19 protein-coding genes and 1 pseudogene are annotated in these 19283 nt (G+C 61.0%); 8 read left to right on the top strand and 12 right to left on the bottom strand.

The window, feature by feature from the left end; translation table 11 throughout:
- Positions 1–60 precede the first annotated feature (60 nt).
- Positions 61–1185, top strand: a complete 1125-nt coding sequence (locus CB0205_RS0100610; protein WP_010313091.1) for an efflux RND transporter periplasmic adaptor subunit — start codon at positions 61–63, stop codon at positions 1183–1185.
- A 12-nt stretch (positions 1186–1197) separates the two neighbouring features.
- A complete protein-coding gene (locus CB0205_RS0100605) occupies positions 1198–4461 on the top strand; it encodes an efflux RND transporter permease subunit (protein WP_010313089.1) in 3264 nt (1087 codons plus the stop codon).
- A 6-nt stretch (positions 4462–4467) separates the two neighbouring features.
- On the opposite strand, the gene CB0205_RS0100600 is transcribed toward CB0205_RS0100605, so the two are convergent.
- The 3 genes from CB0205_RS0100600 to CB0205_RS16595 all read right to left on the bottom strand — a co-directional run bounded on the left by CB0205_RS0100600 (position 4468) and on the right by CB0205_RS16595 (position 6773).
- Positions 4468–6108: an alpha-D-glucose phosphate-specific phosphoglucomutase gene (locus tag CB0205_RS0100600; RefSeq protein ID WP_010313085.1), complete on the bottom strand. Its 1641-nt coding sequence runs from the start codon at positions 6106–6108 to the stop codon at positions 4468–4470.
- A gap of 65 nt (positions 6109–6173) precedes the next feature.
- Positions 6174–6602, bottom strand: a complete 429-nt coding sequence (locus tag CB0205_RS14040) for a hypothetical protein (protein ID WP_071777915.1) — start codon at positions 6600–6602, stop codon at positions 6174–6176.
- A 45-nt stretch (positions 6603–6647) separates the two neighbouring features.
- Positions 6648–6773: a hypothetical protein gene (locus CB0205_RS16595; protein ID WP_010313076.1), complete on the bottom strand. Its 126-nt coding sequence runs from the start codon at positions 6771–6773 to the stop codon at positions 6648–6650.
- Between the two features lie 398 nt (positions 6774–7171).
- Between CB0205_RS16595 and CB0205_RS16230 the strand changes: the two genes are divergently transcribed.
- The 3 genes from CB0205_RS16230 (at position 7172) to CB0205_RS0100575 (ending at position 9227) form a co-directional block, all read left to right on the top strand.
- A complete protein-coding gene (locus CB0205_RS16230; protein ID WP_198001890.1) occupies positions 7172–7345 on the top strand; it encodes a hypothetical protein in 174 nt (57 codons plus the stop codon).
- 126 nt (positions 7346–7471) lie between these two features.
- Positions 7472–8341: a LysR substrate-binding domain-containing protein gene (locus CB0205_RS0100580; protein ID WP_010313074.1), complete on the top strand. Its 870-nt coding sequence runs from the start codon at positions 7472–7474 to the stop codon at positions 8339–8341.
- Complete coding sequence (locus CB0205_RS0100575) at positions 8295–9227, top strand: LysR substrate-binding domain-containing protein (protein ID WP_198001889.1); 933 nt, start codon at positions 8295–8297, stop codon at positions 9225–9227. Before CB0205_RS0100580 ends, CB0205_RS0100575 begins: the two co-directional genes overlap by 47 nt.
- On the opposite strand, the pseudogene CB0205_RS0100570 reads toward CB0205_RS0100575, so the two are convergent.
- From CB0205_RS0100570 to CB0205_RS0100540, 7 genes and pseudogenes are all read right to left on the bottom strand, one after another.
- Positions 9224–9463, bottom strand: a pseudogene (locus CB0205_RS0100570) (phospholipase D-like domain-containing protein); the annotation flags it as partial. The gene CB0205_RS0100575 and the pseudogene CB0205_RS0100570 sit on opposite strands and share 4 nt — an antisense overlap.
- Positions 9464–9791: 328 nt before the next feature.
- Positions 9792–10487, bottom strand: coding sequence for a hypothetical protein (locus CB0205_RS0100565; RefSeq protein ID WP_156797697.1), 696 nt, complete (start codon positions 10485–10487; stop codon positions 9792–9794).
- Between the two features lie 526 nt (positions 10488–11013).
- Positions 11014–12423: a phosphatidylserine/phosphatidylglycerophosphate/cardiolipin synthase family protein gene (locus tag CB0205_RS0100560; protein ID WP_010313068.1), complete on the bottom strand. Its 1410-nt coding sequence runs from the start codon at positions 12421–12423 to the stop codon at positions 11014–11016.
- A 43-nt stretch (positions 12424–12466) separates the two neighbouring features.
- The gene (locus CB0205_RS16225; RefSeq protein WP_010313066.1) at positions 12467–12640 is read right to left on the bottom strand and encodes a hypothetical protein; all 174 of its coding nucleotides are present in this window, start codon (positions 12638–12640) and stop codon (positions 12467–12469) included.
- Between the two features lie 13 nt (positions 12641–12653).
- Positions 12654–13718: a DUF4912 domain-containing protein gene (locus tag CB0205_RS0100550; protein WP_010313064.1), complete on the bottom strand. Its 1065-nt coding sequence runs from the start codon at positions 13716–13718 to the stop codon at positions 12654–12656.
- A 153-nt stretch (positions 13719–13871) separates the two neighbouring features.
- Positions 13872–14633 (bottom strand): phycobilisome rod-core linker polypeptide, encoded by a 762-nt coding sequence (locus CB0205_RS0100545; RefSeq protein WP_029625993.1) that lies wholly within the window; start codon positions 14631–14633, stop codon positions 13872–13874.
- A gap of 99 nt (positions 14634–14732) precedes the next feature.
- Entirely contained in the window at positions 14733–15338 is a 606-nt protein-coding gene (locus CB0205_RS0100540; protein ID WP_010313056.1) for a phycobiliprotein lyase, read from the bottom strand.
- Positions 15339–15391: 53 nt separating this feature from the next.
- On the opposite strand from CB0205_RS0100540, the gene CB0205_RS0100535 reads away from it, so the two are divergent.
- Positions 15392–16261, top strand: coding sequence for a DMT family transporter (locus CB0205_RS0100535; RefSeq protein WP_010313053.1), 870 nt, complete (start codon positions 15392–15394; stop codon positions 16259–16261).
- Here the strand turns inward: CB0205_RS0100535 and CB0205_RS0100530 are convergent.
- Positions 16242–16592: a hypothetical protein gene (locus CB0205_RS0100530; protein ID WP_010313051.1), complete on the bottom strand. Its 351-nt coding sequence runs from the start codon at positions 16590–16592 to the stop codon at positions 16242–16244. The two genes, CB0205_RS0100535 and CB0205_RS0100530, sit on opposite strands and share 20 nt — an antisense overlap.
- 4 nt (positions 16593–16596) lie before the next feature.
- On the bottom strand, positions 16597–17232 hold the full coding sequence (sufR, locus tag CB0205_RS0100525) for an iron-sulfur cluster biosynthesis transcriptional regulator SufR (RefSeq protein ID WP_010313049.1): 636 nt from the start codon (positions 17230–17232) through the stop codon (positions 16597–16599).
- Between the two features lie 243 nt (positions 17233–17475).
- On the opposite strand from sufR, the gene CB0205_RS0100520 reads away from it, so the two are divergent.
- Positions 17476–17829, top strand: coding sequence for a ferredoxin-thioredoxin reductase catalytic domain-containing protein (locus CB0205_RS0100520; RefSeq protein WP_010313046.1), 354 nt, complete (start codon positions 17476–17478; stop codon positions 17827–17829).
- Between the two features lie 9 nt (positions 17830–17838).
- The gene (gene sufB / locus CB0205_RS0100515) at positions 17839–19281 is read left to right on the top strand and encodes a Fe-S cluster assembly protein SufB (protein WP_010313045.1); all 1443 of its coding nucleotides are present in this window, start codon (positions 17839–17841) and stop codon (positions 19279–19281) included.
- Positions 19282–19283 lie beyond the last annotated feature (2 nt).

Here is a 19283-nt window from a genome sequence, read left to right as displayed (position 1 = left end):
CATCATCCGCGGGACAGAACCCTTCAGCATCCCTAGGTTGCGGATTCCTGAGTCACTGTCGTGCGGCGCCTGCTGGCTCCCCTGCCGTTGTTGCTGTTGTTGGTGGGCTGTGGGCCCAAGCAACCCCAACGCCAGCCGACGGCCGTTCAGGTCCAAACGATTGGTTCGGCTGAGTTCAATCCATCGATTGATGTCATCAGTCGCTTGAGCTCGACCACCGATGTCTCGCTCAGGCCCGAGGCCGATGGCCGGGTCGTGAAGATCCTGGTGAAGCAGGGGCAGAAGGTGAAAGCGGGCGAGCCGATTTTGGTGCTCGACAACGTGCAGCAGACCGCGGCACTGGATTCGGCCAAGGCCGAGGCGCGCAAGGACCGCCTTAATGCCGAGCGCTACGTCTTTTTGAATGAACAGGGCGCTGTTTCCACCAAACAGCGGGATGCTTACGTCACCCAGGCGATTCAAAGTGCCGAGCGGGTGCGCTCCGATGCCGCCACTCTGGGATACAAGTACGTCACCTCTCCCATCGATGGAGAGATTGGCGATCTCGACACGGTGAAGCTCGGCGATTACGTCCGCAAGGGGCAGGCGATTACCGGGATTGTTGATAACTCCACCCTCTGGACGTTGATGGATGTTCCTGCGACGGAAGCCTCTCGCGTCGCACTGAACCAGGCGGTTCTTCTGCGCACCCAGGGCAATCCGCCGGTGGAGGGGAGCGGCAAGGTGGTCTTTATCTCTCCCTATTTCGGCGTCAGCGGCAACAGCTCTTCGCCCAACACGGTGTTGGTGAAGGCTGCGTTCCCCAACCTCACCGGCAAACTCAAGACGGGCCAGTACGTCTTGAACCGGATCATCACCGGAAGCCAGCAGTCCCTCTCGGTCCCGGTGTCGGCGGTGTTGATGCAAGCCCAGCAGCCTTTTGTCTATCGGATCGTTCGTCTCTCGGAGGCCCTGCCCAAGATCAAAGCTTCCAAGACCGTCCCCGAAAAACAGAAAAAGCGGCTGGCCTCAATGCCCGGCTCGACGCCAATCGTGGTGCAGACGTCGGTTCAACTGGGCGATCTCCAACACAACCGCTACCCCGTGCGTTCGGGCTTGAAGGCTGGGGATCAGGTGGTGGTCAGCAATACGGCTCTGCTGCGAACGGGTTTGCCCGTGACCATCGCTCCGGCCAGCAAGCGATAGGGAGTAGCTGCGATGTCGCTCTCGGATCGGTTTATCAAGCGCCCGGTGCTCACCACGGTGTGCAGCATCTTGATCGTGCTGGTGGGACTGATTGCGATTCCCACCCTGCCAATCGAGAACCTTCCCAACATCGCCCCACCGCAGATTCAGGTCACGGCGAATTACAGCGGAGCGAACTCCCTGGTGACGGAGCAGGCGGTCACCAACGTTCTCGAGCAGCAGATCAACGGCGTGCCGGGAGCGGCCTACATCTCCTCGCTGACGACCAACACCGGTGCCAGCACGGTCAATGTCTTCTTTGACGAAGGCACTGACATCAACATTGACCAGGTCAATGTGCAAAACCGGGTGTCCTTGGCGATGCCCCAACTGCCATCGCAGGTGAGCAACACGGGGGTCTCGGTGATCCAAACCACCCCCTCAATCCTGTTGGCTTATCAGGTCTCCTCCTCGGAGGGGCAGTTCGATCGCGCCTATCTCAATGGCCTGATCTATGAGCAGCTCTACTACCAGCTAGAGCGCATTCCAGGGGTTGCCCAAGCGACCTTGTTTGGCGGGAGTAACCCGGCCTTTTGGCTGTTCGTCGATCCGAACAAGCTCACGGCCAACCAGCTGACCGCTGATCAGGTGGTGTCGGCTGTTCGCAGTCAGAACTCCGTCGCCATTGGTGGCCTGGTCGGTGGTCCACCGGCGGGGGGGAATCAGCTCTTCACCTATCCGATCTTGGTCGAGAACAATGGCAACTTGGTCTCGGTTGATCAGCTCAACCAGTTGATCGTTGGTCGCTCTCCCCAGGGCAATCTGCTGCGCTTGCAGGACGTGGGAGAAGCCACCTATGGCTTCAATACCTTTGCGACGGAAGGGAGTGATATCAATGGCTACCCCGCGATCACCGTCGGCGTTTATCAGACCCCCGAGAGCAATGCCCTGCAGGTAAGCGAGGCGGTGGTGAACCTGATGGATCAGTTCCGTGCTCAGGTTCCTCCGGGGGTGACGGTGCAGCAGATCTACAACGTCGGGCAGTTCATTGAGTCCGCCGTTGGAGGGGTCACCGACGCCCTGGGCCTAGCGATTGTGTTGGTGCTGGTGATCCTCTTTCTGTTCCTGCAGGACTGGCGCGCCACGGTGGTTCCGAGCCTGGCGATTCCGATCTCCTTGGTGGGCACCTTTGCCTTCATGAAGGCCTTTGGTTTTTCGATCAATCAACTCACCTTGCTGGGCCTGGTCTTGGCCACGGGCCTGGTGGTGGATGACGCCATTGTCGTGATTGAAGCGGTCGCCAAAAACCTTGAGCAGGGAATGAAACCGCGTCAGGCCGCCCTCGAATGCATGGGCGAATTGATCGGAGCGATCATTGCTTCCTCGCTGGTGCTGATGGCGGTGTTTGTGCCGGTGGCGTTTTATCCCGGTGGGATCGGCATCATCTACCGCCAGTTCGCCTTGACGATCGCGTTCTCGATCGCGATCTCGACCTTTAACGCCCTGACCTTCTCGCCGATGATGGCGGGGCTGATTTTGAAGACTGAGAAGCCTCCGCGCCCAGAAGGCTGGCGTTGGACCGTGGCTGGTCTGGTGATTGGGCTGGGTTTTGGAAAATTCAGCGCAGCCTCCTTTGGACCCCTGGCCTATGTCGTGGGGATTGCGGGGTTTGGCTTTGCCGGCAGTCGGCTGGCTCTGATCTTTGATCGCTTCAATGCCTTTTTTGCTCGCTTGGAGCAGGGCTATGGGCGTCTCCTCCACTGGCTGATCGACCGCCGGCGTTGGATCTTGATGGGTTTGGGGGCTGGGATTGTGACCACCGCCATTGCCTTCAATGCCCTGCCCACGGCTTTCATCCCTGAGGAGGACCAGGGCTATGGCCTGGGGATCTACCAACTTCAGAACGGAGCGTCCCTCTCTCAGACCCAACAGGTGGGCATGCAGATCGCCGAGGTGCTCAAGCAGGAGAAGAACATCACAGCAGGCAGTGTGATCAGTGGTGCTGGGTTTAACGGCAATAGCCCCGATCAAGGTCTGTTTTTCTTTGGGCTGAAGCCCCTGGATGAGCGCTCAGGCTCCGAAAACAAAGCCCCGGCGATTGTTGATCGCCTGAATGCCAAGTTGTCCCGCTTCAGCAGTGGCCTGGCGGCGGCTTCTCAACCCCCAGCCATCCCAGGCTTTTCGGCGCAAGGGGGCTTTTATTTCCAGTTCAACGACCTCAGTAATGGTGCCTATACCTTCACCCAGTTGGATCAACTGGCGGAGCAACTGGTCAGCCAGGGTCAGGCCAGCGGTGCTTATTCCAACCTCTATACCCAGTTTGTTCCAAGTGCTCCAGCCTTTGGACTGAAGATCGATCGATCGATTCTGGGTGCGCTGAATGTCGACTTTCAGCAGGCCATGCAGACGATCGCCATTTTGGCGGGTGGTAACTACTCCGGTCTGACCTACGAGAGTGGTCAGGTGCGCAACATCTATGTCCAGGCCGAGCCCGCCGGTCGCCAGGGGTTGGAGAACATCCTGAGCTACTACGTACGCAACCGCGACAACAAGTTGGTGCAGGTCTCGGAGTTCGCCTCGTCTGAACTCTCCAGTGCACCGCCGGTCATCAGCCACTACAACCTCTACCGAACGGTTTTGATTCAGGGTGTTCAGGCCTTGGGTAAGAGTTCTGGTCAGGCGCTGAGCGCGATCCAACAACAATTCAAGGCCCTTGATTTCAACAACATCGGCTATGCCTTTACGGGGATTGCCGCTCTACAGCTCTCGGCCGGCAGCGCCAGCGTGTTGGTCTTTGGCCTGGGGGTGTTGTTTGTCTATCTCGTGCTGTCCGCCCAGTACGAGAGCTACGTCACCCCGGTGATCATCCTGATGACGGTGCCCTTGGCGATGCTCGGCGCCTTGGCGTTCCTCTCCCTGCGCTCGATTGATCTCAATATCTATGCCCAGGTGGGCTTGGTGACCTTGATTGGTTTGGCCGCGAAAAACGGCATCCTGATCGTCGAGGTCGCCGAGCAGCATCTGGAATCGGGGATGTCCTACGGCGAGGCTGCCATTGCCGCAGCTGAGTCGCGGATGCGGCCGATCTTGATGACGGCCATCGCCTCATTGGCGGGATTCTTCCCCTTGGTGGTGGCCACCACGGCGGGAGCCAACAGCCAGCAGTCCCTCGGCACCGTGATCTTTGGTGGCCTACTGGTCGCCACGGTGCTGTCGCTTGGGGTGGTTCCGCCGTTCTATGTCGCCATCAAAAACTTGGAGGAGCGCTGGTTTGGCGCTCCAACGGCACGGGGTTAGGGCTGATCAGGTGATCACGGTCGGGCGGTCCATGCCCGTGCGGGTCTTGATTTCAGCTAGGGCATCGGCTGCAGTGATCAGGTCGGCCAAGGCGGTCTGGGGATCCTGGTTCAGATCACCGCTGCTGGGCACATAGCTCTCGAGGTACAGCCGCAGGGTGGCGCCTTGGGTGCCGGTGCCGGAGAGGCGGAAGACAACGCGGCTGCCGTCATCCAGCAGGATCCTCAGGCCCTGGCCGGTGGTCAGGGAGCCATCCACCGGATCGCTGTAGCTGAAGTCATCGGCCGTACTGATGCGGCGGCCGGCGAAGTCCTGGCCCACCAGTGAGGGCAGCATGCCCTTGAGGCGGTCATAGAGGCCATGGGCCTTCTCGCTGGCGATCGCTTCGTAGTCATGGCGCGAGTAGTAGTGCCGGCCGAAGCGCTTCCAGTGGGCATCCATGATCTCGGCCACCGAGCAGCGCTTGCTGGCCAGGATTTGCAGCCAGAAGAGAACGGCCCAGAGTCCGTCCTTTTCTCGGATGTGGTTGCTGCCGGTGCCGAAGCTCTCCTCACCGCAGAGGGTGATGCGGTCGGCATCCAGCAGGTTGCCGAAGAACTTCCAGCCGGTGGGTGTCTCGAAGCAGGCGATGCCGAGCTCCTTGGCGACGACGTCAACGGCGGCGCTGGTGGGCATGGAGCGGGCGACGCCCGAGAGCCCTTGGGCATAGCCCGGCGCCAGCGTGGCATTGGCGGTCAGCACCGCCAGGCTGTCGCTGGGGTTCACGAAGCAGCGGTTGCCCAGGATCATGTTCCGGTCGCCATCGCCATCGCAGGCCGCACCAAAGCGATAGGCATCGCTCTCCATCAGGAGCTCGGCTAGATCGTGGGCGTAGGTGAGGTTCGGGTCGGGGTGCCCACCACCGAAATCCTCCAGGGGCTTGCCGTTGCGGACTGTTCCTGCCGGTGCCCCCAGCAGGCCCTCGAGCAGTCGGGTGGCGTAGGGGCCCGTGACGGCGTGCATCGCGTCGAAGGCGATAGGGAAGTCGTCTTGAATCAGCGCCTTGATCTGATCGAAGTCGAACAGCTTCTGCATCAGGGCGATGTAGTCATCAACCCCATCAATCACCTCTAGGCGGAGATCTCCCACCGTCTGCTGGCCGACGGCATCAAGGTCGACCGGCGCGGACTCGAGGATGCGGTAGCCATCCAGGGTCTGGGTGCAGGCGTAGATCGCGTCCGTGAGGGATTCGGGGGCCGGACCGCCATTGGCGCCATTGACCTTGACTCCGAAATCACCGTCGGGACCACCGGGGTTGTGGCTGGCCGAAAGGATGATGCCGGCCGTGGCCTGGTGCTGTCGGATCAGGTTGGAGGCGGCCGGGGTGGAGAGGATTCCGCCGCTGGTGGTGATGATGCGGCCCACACCTTGGGCGGCGGCCATGCGGGTGATCACACCGATGGCTTCACGGTTGCCGAAGCGGCCATCGCCACCGACCACCAGGGTGCCGCCTTGGATCCCGGGAACCGTGCGCAGGATCGCCTCGATGAAGCTCTCGAGGTAGTGGGGTGTTGCGAACTGACGGCTGCTCTTGCGTAGCCCCGACGTGCCTGGTTTTTGATCGGAGAAAGGGGTCTCGAGAGCGATCTGCCGCACGCCGCTGGTCATCGGTGAGAGCCGAGGGGGCACCAAGTTAGACCGATGTTCTTGATTCCAGAGGTGATGCGGCGGAACTAGCTGCCGCCAAAGCCAAAGCCGCTCTTCTTCTGGTTGTCAGGGGCTTGGGGCTGGTTGGCTTCGGGCTTGGCCAACTCCAGGCTGCGGCAGACCAAAAGCAGGCGCTGGGCTGGATCGCTTAAGGCTTCCCGCCGTTGATAGCTGTTGCTTGCAGCGGGTTTGGCTTTCTCAAGGATGCTCCAGAGCAGGTCCTTGCAGCTGGCGGGAAGTCGGGGGTGATCCATCAGTGGATCGGCGAGCTCTCGGGACCGTGAACAGCTTGCGGCGCTGTTGTCGCGGGCGCAGCTGATGGTGATCAGCTGCAACTCCTTCAGGCTCTCTTCGCTTGGGAAGGGAACGTAGGGGTCAGCCGCCAGCCCCGCTCCGCCGCTCAGAACTGCAGCAGCGGCAATGGGCAGGGGCAGCAGCTGACGCAGGGACACCATGGGGCCGGGCTCACTGGCATCCATCTTGGATCGAAATCGCGGCGCCTAGCCCAGAACCATTTTTTTGCTGCGCGTGGGATGCAGCAGATCAATCATCAGGGTGTTGATCCATCCGTCCTGCTTGCTCTGCCAGAACAACAGCAGATAGTGCCCTTTGCGTTGGATCCGCATGGCTAGAGCAGCGGGGTCACTCTCAAGTAACGCGGCTCTGCGTGGCAGGGCTCAAAAGCTCTGCTTTGGTTTCAACAGTTGGAAGAGACTCTGTTCCTAGGACTGTTGAAAGCCGGTGTTTATACCGATCGCGCAGCGCAGATCTGCTCCATAACGTGTGTGCATCTCCGATGGGGATGGGGAACTGAAGGCGCTGGGGGGCCAGCGTCTTTTTTATTGCCCAGGATGTTGAAGAGACCGGTTCTTTTACTCATGGTGTTGCTTTGCGAGTACTCCTAAAACAGCAGCAGACACCAACAGAACGCCCCTGTTCGGGCGCTCGGGTGCCAAGGGCGGTCAACAGGCCGCCCTTCTTCATGGCCCCTGGCTAAAAGGGAGGCTCCATTGCCGTGGGAGCGATGCCTCTTCTGCCGCGCTGGCGCTTCATGACCGATGAGGCCAAGGCTTTAACCAAGCGCGTTGCTGTCTCTGCGGTGGCCTTGCTGTTGGCAGCGCTGTTGCTCCGTGCCCTGCTGCCCTGGATGCTGCTGGTCCTGCTCCTCTGGGGGCTTTGGCGCTGGCGGCGGGGCTAGCAGCCTTGGGTCCGCCATCGTTTTGTATCTGCCGGTACTAACGGGGGCCAGGCGATCTATAGGTTTTGTAGCGATGGACTTGGGGAACTGACTTGAGGCAGCCAGTCGAGCCCTGGGCTTCCACTCATGTTTGACCCGTTTGGTCTGTCCTGCCTGGATTACTTGATCTGGCTGCGCTCAGGTCAGGAGGCCACGCTTCGCCTCTCCTGCAGTCAATCCACCATTTCCCGTAACGCGAAAGCTGTCGCCGAATCCCTTGGCCTGGATGCCCGCAAGCTCGAGGGGGAGTGGAGCCTGGATGGGGATCTCTCGCTCCTGAATGCCGAGAGGGAGGTGCATCAGTTCGCTCGCTGGCAACGGAACGATGCCCTGCGCATTGACGGGATCTACGGGGCTGGGGCGCCCTATCTCGAGGGTCTCTCTGATCCTTGGGTCTGCGGTCGATCGGACTTCATGGGGATTCCCTATCCCATGGTGTTGCTCAGCCAGTCGATCTTGGATGTCTGGATCGGTTGCCATCCCGATCTGCCGGAAGACGACGACAGGTTTGTCGTGGTCCCCCTCAGCCGTTACCCCGCCTATTTCTTGGTGGATCGTGCGCACCCTCTGCTGGAGTCACCAGGCGATTTGACCCTGGAGGATTTGCGGGGATTCCCGGTCCTTTCCCTGCCCGATGGTGCGTTTCCGAAGATGCAGCAGCACCTCAAGGGCTTGGGTTTGGCGCGCACTCCAGTGGGAACGACGCGCCATGACCCCCGCCGCTGGGAGGGGCGCACCGAGGATCAACTCACCATCAGCTACGGCAGCCCCCACACGGTTGCCTGTTTTGCTGGGGCCAAGGTTGCCTTGCCTCTCTCCACAGGGCTGACCTTGGGGGATTCCCTGGTGGTGAAGCGCCGTTTCGCGGACAGCGACGCCTTTGTGCAGCTCGTGGCTCAGCTGCGTGCGCGTGCTCAGTCCCTCTCGGCGTCTCGCCCTGAGCTGGTCAGTTGTTGAGCGGCCAATGATTGGACTCGATGAACTGGATTGCCTGGATTACCTGATCTGGCTGCGCACCGGTGATCGGGTGGCCCAACGGCTCAACTTGGATCAAGCCTCGGTGTCCAGAAAGGCGCGGCGAGCCGTGGCGGCCTTTGGCTTGGAGACCAGAAAAGTCGAGGGCGAATGGCAGCTGGAGGGGGATTGCACGCTGCTCGATTTAGAGCGGCAAGTTCACCAAGATTGCCGCTGGAAACGGGACCTGCCGCTGCGGATCGAGGCGCAATATTATTCCGGCCCGTTATTGCTCGATGCACCCCCCAAGGGGTGGCTCTGTGGTGCTTTTGATTGTCTTGATGTCGCCACTCCTCTAAGCCTTTTAAGGCGTGGTGTTGTGGATGTTTGGATTGCTGGTTTTCCTGATGTACCAGGGGACGATGACGATGCTTTCGCTGTCGTTCATCTCGATCGTTTGCCAACCCATTTGGTGGTCTCCCCTGGTCACCCGCTGACCCGCCTGGGCTCAGCCATCACCCTGGAGGATGTCCGTCAATTTCCCTGCTTGGCCTTACCCGATGGTGCTTTCCCGAAGTGTCAGGCTGTTTTGGAGGGATTGGGATTGTGGAACTCCCCCTCGTCGGTCCGCCGCTACTCCTATGAGGTCTGGGAAGGCCGAACCGCGGATGAAGTCACAGTGGCCTACGCCAGTGCCTTTTCGATCAGCCTGTATCCCACAGAAAAGGTGATTTTGCCGATTGAGATTCCACTGACGGTTGGCGACAGCGTCGTGGTGCCGCGTCGCTTCGCGAATCATCCGCGCTTTCTGGCGTTGCTCGAGCACTTGCGCTCGCGCCTGGAGTCCATGCGTTCGGCCTACCCCGAGCTCGAGATCCTGCCGGCCTAAAGCCGCTCAACCCCACTGCCGCAGCGCTGTCGGTTGCGTTCGAGTTTGCGCCGCAGTCGTTCGGTGATGCCTAGATCGGCAGTGCGCCAGAGACGATCCATTTCACGGGTGAAGTGGGCAGCGACATGCGGGGAGCGGATCACCAGCAGCACCTCGTCGTTTTGATGGGCGGCAGAGGGGCTCCAGTTGAAGCTGCCGGTGATGACGGTCTTGCCATCGATGACAGCGAACTGGTTTGGCTGGAGACCAGAAGTGCTGTCCCAGCTTTGTTCCTCAGGGTTTCTGTGGGTCCCTGAGCCGATAAGAGAGCCAATCTCTCGCTTGGGGATGCATTGGAAAGGTGTACGGCTACGAACGACTAAATCTGCCCTTGATGGCTTGAGCTATTCGGTGGTAGTAGCCAGACCGTTGTGCTGGAACTATCAGGCGATGGCGTTTTTGTTGTCTCGGCAAGAGGCTGGGCAACCCAATAAGAATCTTCCTGATTTTATTCACCACCTCTCATCTCTCACTAGTAAAAGGTGAGAGGTGGTGAAGTTCTTTGAGACTTGCCCAGAAACTCACTCAGTCAAGCGCCTGCTTTCTCTGCCCATCAGACGCAGGACTCCAATCGGTGTAGACCACTTTCCACGCCTTGACTGTTTCAGGTCCGATTTCATTGATGCGGAGACCTGTTGATCCATCACTGGATAGCAAGACAAATGCTTTCCCGTTGACCAGGCTGTAATTGGCGAGAGCATCAGCGATCTGCTTATTGACAGCAAAAACGCCATCACAACCATTGACGACGATGTATCCATTCTTGTTCTTGATTCCAAATGCTTCAATCTTTTCGCTACCAGTAGTTACACGCCTTCCGAATGACTTTTCCGCAACTGTCTCAAGGCGAACCCTTATCATATTCCGACCGAAGAAGGAGGCAACGCGGAATGTGCGATTGTAGTTGCGGTCGAAGACTCCAATGGTCTGACCTGTTATGGGATTCTTGAGAATGACAGGTTTGGAGAGTGGGAACTTGGTGCTTTCAAGATCCTGTGAGCGCCAGTCTTCGGTAATAGTGAAGACCTCAACCCCAGGAAATTGCCTAGGCAGTTTTTCTTCTTGGTATTGAATGTATTCCTCGGTGCGCGTTGGTTCGCAGAGATGAAGTTCTTCCTTGAGGTTGTCTCCGTATTTCTTGGGACTAATTTCAAAGGCGCAAACCGGAGCGCTCGCTATCAGCATTGCTGAAATCAGGGCTGAGGGGCGTAGCAGGCTCATGGTGCGATCGCGTGTATTCCTGTAGCGTACACCCATATACTGTGATCCGTCTCTTATGTGTTTCCTGCATATCAACTCGCAGAATAGCGCTTCTCTTTCATCTTTTGGGTCAAGATTGACTAAGGTTGTTTCACTACTGTTTCTTTCGGTAGCGCCTCCTTCAGTCGCTGCTCCAACAGTAAGCGTCCGAAGTGCAGTGAATTGTCCTGGTGTCTACTTGCCAGCAGGTAGCGGCAAAGTATGCAAAGCGATGCCTGACTATAAGGATATTATCTATCTTGGGGAAAACTCCCGTAAGTCCTGCAAGTTTCCATACACCCGCGTGAATGCTGGAGACAGCAAGTGGTGCGTGACTTATCCGGATCCGTAAATTGCTGTTTGCTTCTCAGGAAATCAACTTCACAAGCGCCCTCAGTCATCGACAAAGTGATCGCGCTTACCAGTGGATTCAGAACGACGCTAAACAACCCGATAAGCATCTACGTAGTTCTGCTTGGTCTGGTAGCGAAGCCACTCCCATAGCCACTCAGCTCCTCTGAATTCCACTACCGCAGCGCTGGCGGTTGCGTTCGAGTTTGCGCCGCAGTCGTTCGGTGATGCCCAGATCGGCAGTGCGCCAGAGGCGATCCATCTCACGGGTGAAGTGGGCGGCGACCTGCGGGGAGCGGATCACCAGCAGCACCTCGTCGTTCTGATGGGCGGCAGAGGGCGACCAGTTGAAGCTGCCAGTGATGACGGTCTTGCCGTCGATGACAGCGAACTTGTGGTGCAGTTTGTCGCCGCGGGCCAACTGTGGTGTGCCGACGCCTTCGGCTGCCCGCTCGAGCGGTTGATTGTTCGTCTCTATCTTGCAGTCGCGATCAGCCATGGCGACCCCCAGGAGATCGAGGACTTCAGAGAAGGGACGGCTGGCAAAGCCTGGATCAGCCACAAGCCGCAGCCGCACCTGCTGCGCCAGTCGCTCGGCCAGTTGGTCGGTGAGTGACTGCGCGGAGAAGACAAACAGGGCTAGATCGATGCGCTCCCGTGCCTCCGCGAGGACGGAAGCGATCAAGGCCAGGCCGTTGTTGGGATCACTGCGGCGATGGGGCGCAAACAGCACCTCCACCTTGCTGCTTCCCACACGGATGCGCTCAGCGGCGTGCTGACCTTTGCCCAGGCCAAAGCGGCTATCGGGTTGCCCGCCGGGCCCGTCTCCCCACATCCGCTCAAAGTCCTCGCGGAAGAGTGCGGCCAACGCTGGGTTCTCGATCTGCAGCAGGTGGTTGGCGTTCCCGCGGGTTCGGGGCGCGCCCGGGTCCCCATGGATGCCTGAGGCGGTGAAGTTGGCCGACCCCGTCACCACGGTCTGCCCATCGACCACCAGGTACTTGCTGTGCATCAGGCCGCTGCCCTTGCTGCCATCGGCGGTGTCATCCAGCAGGGGGACGCCCGCGCGCTGCAGGATGCCCACGGCATCGCCCTGCTGCCGCTCGCTCTCCGAGAGTTGCCCGTCGCCGTTTTGGTCGGCTAAGGCGCGCAGCTGCCGGTGGCGTTGCCGCTGATGGGGGCTGAGCTCGGCTTCGTGCTGGCTGCTCCAGGGTTGGCTGTAGAGGTTCTCCAGGACCACCTTCACCGGGATGCCCCGCCGGTGTTGCTTGACCAGGGCCTGGGCGATGGCCGGGAGGGAGAGCTCCTGAACGGCCACCAGAATCTCGGACTCCGCAGAGCGGATCGCTTCGATCAGCAGCGCCTCGAGGTCCTCACCCGCTCGCCACTGGCGGCTGATCGGGCTGATGTAGCCGCGGTCCTCCCGTTGGTTGAAGGCTGCCCTGATCTGCGGGTGCTGTTCCAGCTCTGGCGCCCGCTCGGCGCCGATCAGTTGCCCGGCGCTGCCGCAGCCCTGCAGCAGGCAGGCCAGGGTTAGCAGGCTCCTGAAAGCGGGCCGCTGCAGCATCAACGTCTCAAGAGGGATCTGGAGCCAGTGTTCCCTTGGTGCCTCAGCCGTGCTCGGGCATTTCTGAGGTCAGCAGCATCGAGCCAAACCAGAGGCTGCTGATCAGCACCGCCGCCAGGACCCCGGCGCCAATACCCACCTTGACCATCAACAGGGGAACGGCGATGGGGAACAGCACGGCTCCAGCCAGCGGGGTGAAGGCAACAACGGTTTTCATTGGGGAGCTGTGATCAGAACCACTCGGCCACAGCTTGGTCGCTGGGGTTGCTGTTGTCCTCTGGTGTGCTGCGATCGAAATTCAAGGTGATGTTGCGCTTCTGCTCGCCATCGGCCGCAATCGCTTCGATGGCATAGACCTGCTCGCCATCGCGGAAGGGAACTTGAACCCGGAAGGTGCCGTCGCTGGAGAGGGGAACCTCCTCCCCTCCAATGCTCAGGCGGGCGGAGGGATCGGTGGCTCCGTAGACGATCAGCTCGGCATCGGCGACCAACCAGAAGGCGCGCTTGCGTTGCCCGACCACGCCACTGCCGGATTCATTGCGGCCGCTGGCCCAGAGGCCGGCACCGGACGCGTTGAGGCCTGAGCCACTGGCGCCCTCGAGTTCATGGAAGGCCTCCGAGCCCCGTCCCATCGTCCGTCCAAAGCTGGTGGCGGTTTGATAGAGCCGCTCGTGCAGACCGCTGTCTGGAGTGGTGGCGGGTTGGCTGGCGATCCCAGCGGCATCCACCTGGCCGAGCGGGGCCTCGAGGGAGAAGGGAACGAACTGATCGAGGATTTGTTCGCTGGGGTGGAGCGCGGGCACCCGCGCGATCGACGAATAGGCCAGGGAGATCCAGCCACCAGCGTTGACGCGGTAGCCAAGTTCAACCCGGTAGTCGCGATCACTGAGCGGCACGGGCAGGTACCACTCGGTGGCGTGGCTATCGACGGGCACTTCCTGCAGGGTGTGCGGGTGCACGCCTCCGTCGCTCACCCCAGTGACATCGGCGACCCGCAGGCAGAGCTGGCTGGCTCCATCCTTGAATGCCTGCTGGCGATCGCTTTCAGAGATTTCCCAGAAGACATAGGCCCACTGGGGATCACGCGGCAGAAAGACGACGCGCGTGCTGTCAATGGTTTTGGGTGGAGGGCTGTGTTCTTGCTCGACGCTGCTCATGTCGGCCTGGCGCTCGCCGATGGCATCAACCAGTTCAGCCTTGGTTTTGCGGCTGTAGAGCGTCACGCCCAGTTCACTGGCCACCTGGCGCAGCTGGCGCAAGGTCATGCGGGCCAATGAGGTCAGGGCTTGGGTCACAGCGCTTCCGATTCCTTGCGGGATCAATGGACTTACTTTCCCTGATCCCTTGTGCAATCGGCAGTCGTGGTCAGGATCCCGTGACTGCCTCCGGTGTGGAAACACAAAAAAAGCGGCGGTTCATCCGCCGCTTCAGAACTCTTGGCCCGTAGATCAGCGGCCGATGCTGCGGAAGGGGACTTTCGAGAGGTAATCGATGTTGCTGTTGCCACGGGGGCTGGTGGCTCCGCGTGCCGCGGGCATGGAACGCACCCAATCGGTGTAGTCCTGGATGTAGCCGCCACGGCGCTGTTTGGCGCGTGCAGGAACGCTCTTGGCGGTGCCGGTGTAGACGACTTGGGGGAAGCCCAGGATGCCGCGGTAGTACTCGTCGTACCGAGGGCTGGTGATGTTGAAGGGGGTTTCGCCCAGGTCGCGGCCGGGCAGAACCCGGGCGCGCTGGTAAGGAACGGTGTGATAGCCGAAGTTGTCGAGGTATTCCTCGCTGTCGAGGATGGTGTCGACCAGGCCTTCGACGCCACGGGTGGCGATCACGATGGACCAGGCGATTTCCTCGGACTTGCCGTGGGTTTTACGGCCCAGCAACTTTTCGACAAGGTGCTGCACCACCTTGTAGTTGCTGTTCATCCCGTAGAAGCTGCGCTTGAAGGTGTCGGAGAGACACAGGCCACGAATAAAGTCGCGAACGGTGATCTGAGCGTTCTTGAGCTGTGATTCCAGGTATGGATTGCGGTCCGACTTGAAGGCGTGGAAGAAGACCTGGCGATAGGCGCTGTCGATAACGGTCTTGCAGTTCTCGCTGTCACTGGCGAATTCCATTGAATTCGCACGCGCCGTCTCATCGGAGTTCACTCGGATGGGAGCGACCCTGTTGTTTTGAGTAGTGGGGGCGTACTCCAGAAGAGGGATGGCCACTCGAGCTTCGCAATCCAACTTTGCGACCTTAAGCGGGGTGTCGTTTCAGATACCGCCTGCGCTTGGCGAGGGATCACAGTCCGTAACGTTCCTCAGCACTTACCAGCCCAGGGGGGAGATGGCCTCGAAGAGCCTTTGTTCACTGGAGTTTGAATCTGGCGCGGTCGCCTTCACGTCGTCGCATCGGATCTCGACGCAGAAGGACGCGTTATTCGAGAGCCCCTCAACGGTGCTGCTGCGAACCCGAACGTTGGGGCCGGAGAACGAGAAGCGTTCCCAAACGCTCATCGTTTCGTAGCCGGTGCTCAGCAGTAGGCCGTCCCGTTCATCCATCGAGAACTCCGAGCTGGCTGGAGTCTTTTCGGCATAGCCCTGATCGCGGAGCAGGATCCCTGAACGCCCCCGTTCATCGGTGGGGATTAGGCCAAACAGGCTTTCGCCGGTGTGGTCCTCACCGGCTTTGTCCCAGGCCATCGAGGCGCTCCAGCGCACCCAACAGCCCCCCACCAGGCCAGCCGGATCCTGGCCGTGGAGTGCGGCGATCTCGGCCAGGCGCTGGTCCGTGCGCTCCAGTTCCTCCACCACGATCAGCGAGCCTCCGGCTTCGGCGCGGCGGTGCAGCAGGTGATGGACGCTGCGCTGGGAGCGCCAGCGGCCGCAGCTCAGCTGGAAAAAGCTGAGGGCATCCTCAATCGCAAGGGTCACGGCGCTGCAGCAGATGCAGCGATGATCGCAAGCCGTAGTCGTCTCCTGCAGCCGTGCTCAGCGGAGTCCTGGCGGCCTTGGCGGGAGCCCTGTGTTGGACCCTTGCCAGCAGTCTTTGGCGGCGGTTGCCAACGGCCCTCAGCGCCAGCCAGCTCAATCTGCTTAAGAACGCTCTGGCGCTGCTGTTGCTGCTGCCGCTTTTGGGCGCGTTCGGCGTTGGCTCTCAATGGAGCGATCCCTGGGCCTTCTGGCTGCTGGTCGCCAGTGGGGTTCTCGGCATTGCCATTGGCGACAGCCTCTTCTTTGCCGCCCTGCGCCGCATCGGAACCCGGCGCACCCTGACCCTTGATGCGGGCGGTCCCGCGGTGACGGCGCTCTTGGGAATGGCGGCCCTGGCCGAGAGCCCCAGTCTTCTGCAATGGCTGGGGATTGCCCTGATCACAGCGGCCCTGGCACTGGTGGCAGGCCGTGATGCCGGGGAGCCTCGCTCGCGGGACTGGGGCCTGGGGGTTGCGCTGGCCCTGGGGGCCTTGGCCTGCGGCAGTGGCGGAGCCGTCTTGGCCCGGGCGGCCCTGCGCTCTGGTGGGATCGATCCCCTGCAGGCGGCCGCGCTGCGCCTCTTGGCGGCAACTCTCGTCCTGCTGCCGCTGCTGCCGTCTCTGCTGCAGCGACATCAGGGGCCGCTTCCGCAGCGGCGGCGTTGGCCCCTGGGGATCCTCGCCACCTTGCTGGGGACCAGCGCTGGGATTGCCCTGCAGCAAACCGCCCTGCAGCAGTTGCCGGGGGCGCTGGCGGTGTCACTCCTGGCGACCGCTCCGGTGATGGCGCTCCCCTTGGCCTCCCTGGAGGGGGACCGCCCCGACTGGCGAGGCGCCCTGGCGGCCCTGATGGGCCTGGCTGGGGTCAGTTGTGTGGTGGCTTAAGTCGCTCATCGGCCTGCCGTTGTCCCCAGCGCACCAGGTCGGCGATCTCCAGCTGAAGCGCGGGTTTCCCGAGGTCGTTGCCGATGCTGGCCAGCTGGGCTGAGGCCTTGCCCAATTGCTCAACCAGAACGGGAATAAAGGTCGGGTCCACCGCCAGGTTGGGTTGCTGCTCGGCCCAGGCGCTCAGACGGGCCCCCTCCGGTAGGTCTTCCCCTTGGGCGGCCGCCTGTTGCAGGCAGCGCAGGCTATGGGCCAGCAGGCGCAGGTGATGGCGCTCGAAGGCCGGGAGCAGCGTGCTCTCGAGTTCGCTGAGGTCCCCTTCGCTCAGCACGGCATCAATTCGGGGTGAGGCGGAATCCGCAGGCCTGGTTGCCCTCGAGCAGCCAGTGGACCCGATCCACTTGGCAGTCGGGAAAGGTCTGTCTGATCAGCTCCAGTTCCTGATCGCAGACGCAGGGGAATTGCTGGGCGATGGACTGAACCGAGCAGTGGAACTCGCTCAGTACCCAGCTGTCCTGGCCTGGTTCGGCGTGGAACTCGGCGACGTAACCCTCGCGCCGCCGCAGCTCCACCAAGCGCTCCAGCCGTTCCAGGACTGTGCCGGCGCCGATGTGTCTGCGGTAGTCCTCGGCCTTGTCGCTGGCCTGCCGCTCGAGCAGCTCCTCGACCCTCCCGCTGGGCAGGTTGGCGGTCATCGAGCTCAGGAGGCCCAGGGCGAAATGTTCGCTGCCGTTGGGGAATTGTCCGCGTCCATTGCTAGTCAGGCGCCAGCGGTTGCTGGGCCGACCTTGGCCCTCGCTGGTGGGACTGGCTTCCACCAGACCCTCGTCTTCTAAGGAGCGCAGATGGCGCCGCATGACTTGGACCGACACCTGAAGCGCCTCGGCGAGCTGGGCAGCCGTGAGCTCCCCCTGCCGCAACATCAGGCTGAGAGCGGCTTCGCGTGTCGGTGACTGGGCGGAGACGCTCATGTTGGAAAGCGGTCTTCCACACCATGCCACGGCTAAACGGGCGCTGACGAGTGAGCCGAGAGGCCCCTCCCCCCGATTGTCACCGGCAACGCGCAACAATGACCACTCACTGCTGACGGTTCAGGCCTCTATCGTTCACTTACGAAACCTTGGTGTTTCGTAAGTTGTTGATGGACGAGCTGTCAGCCCCGCTGGGCGCCAGTCCTCGCCCGGCACGTCCGTACCAGCTTTGTCTCTGCGCTCATGTCTGCAGCCCCCTCCCCGTCAGCCAGCGACAGCCTTGAGGTGATCCGCAAGTTTGCGGAGACCTACGCCCAGCGCACGGGGACCTATTTCTGCAGCGATCCCAGCGTGACGGCTGTCGTGCTCGAGGGTCTGGCCCGTCACAAGGACGAGCTGGGCGGCGCTCTGTGCCCCTGCCGCCACTACGAAGACAAGGAGGCCGAAGTGGCGCAGGCCTTCTGGAACTGCCCTTGCGTGCCGATGCGTGAGCGCAAGGAATGCCACTGCATGCTGTTTTTGACCGAGGACAATCCCTTCCGCGGTGAGAACCAGACCATCTCGATGGAAGACGTCAAAGCCCATACGGGCGGTTGAGGCTCACCCATGAGTAACGCTCAGGCCGTTGGTGATTTAGTCAGCCAGCCGTACAAGTACGGCTTCGTCACTGACATCGAAACCGAGAAGATCGCCAAGGGCCTCAGCGAGGACGTGGTGCGTCTGATTTCCAGCAAGAAGGACGAGCCGTCATTCCTGCTGGACTTTCGCCTGCGGGCCTATCGCCAGTGGCTCCAGATGGAGGAACCGGACTGGGCCGCTTTGGGCTACCCGCCCATCGACTACCAAGACGTCGTTTATTACGCCGCTCCCAAGCAGCAAGAGAAGAAGACCAGCCTCGATGAGGTGGATCCGAAGCTGCTGGAAACCTTTGACAAGCTTGGAATCCCCCTAAGCGAGCAAAAACGGCTGTCCAACGTCGCTGTTGACGCCGTCTTCGACAGTGTCTCGATCGCCACGACCTACAAGGAAAAGCTGGCTGAGCACGGTGTCGTCTTCTGCTCGATCAGCGAGGCCGTCAAGGAATATCCCGAGCTCATCGAGCGCTATCTGGGGACGGTGGTCCCGAGCAACGACAACTATTTCGCGGCGCTGAATTCAGCTGTCTTCAGTGACGGCTCCTTCGTCTTCATTCCCAAGGGCGTCGAATGCCCGATGGAGCTGTCGACCTATTTCCGGATCAACTCGGGAGACACCGGGCAGTTCGAGCGCACCTTGATCGTTGCGGAAGAGGGTGCCTCCGTGAGCTACCTCGAGGGTTGCACCGCCCCGATGTTCGACACCAACCAACTGCATGCGGCAGTGGTGGAACTGGTGGTGCTTGATGACGCCTCGATCAAGTACTCGACCGTTCAGAACTGGTACGCCGGTGATGAGAACGGAGTGGGCGGCATCTACAACTTCGTGACCAAGCGCGGTCAGTGTCGTGGTGCCCGCAGCAAGATCAGCTGGACCCAGGTGGAAACCGGTTCAGCGATCACCTGGAAGTACCCCAGTTGCGTGCTGCAGGGCGCCGATTCGGTGGGCGAGTTCTACTCGGTGGCCCTGACCAACAACATGCAGCAGGCCGACACCGGCACAAAGATGATCCACGTGGGCCCGCGCACCCGCTCGACGATCGTCAGCAAGGGCATCAGCGCTGGGCGCTCGTCCAACAGCTACCGCGGTCTGGTCCAGATCGGACCGAAAGCCACCGGCGCCAAGAACTACAGCCAGTGCGACTCGATGTTGATTGGCGATCAAGCCGCCGCCAACACCTATCCCTATATCCGCTCCCAGCAGCCCCAGGCCGCTGTTGAGCACGAGGCCAGCACCTGCCGTATCTCAGAAGATCAGCTCTTCTATCTGCAGAGCCGCGGCATCGGTTTTGAAGAGGCCGTCTCGATGATGGTCAGCGGCTTCTGCCGCGATGTCTTCAACCAGCTGCCGATGGAGTTCGCCGCCGAGGCGGACAAGTTGCTGGCCCTGAAGCTTGAGGGCTCAGTCGGCTAAGT

Origin of the sequence: Synechococcus sp. CB0205 (assembly GCF_000179255.1) — a bacterium.
Classification (GTDB): Bacteria; Cyanobacteriota; Cyanobacteriia; order PCC-6307; family Cyanobiaceae; genus Vulcanococcus.
Note: the sequence above shows the minus strand (reverse complement) of the source record. Positions and strands in the feature narration are given on the sequence as shown.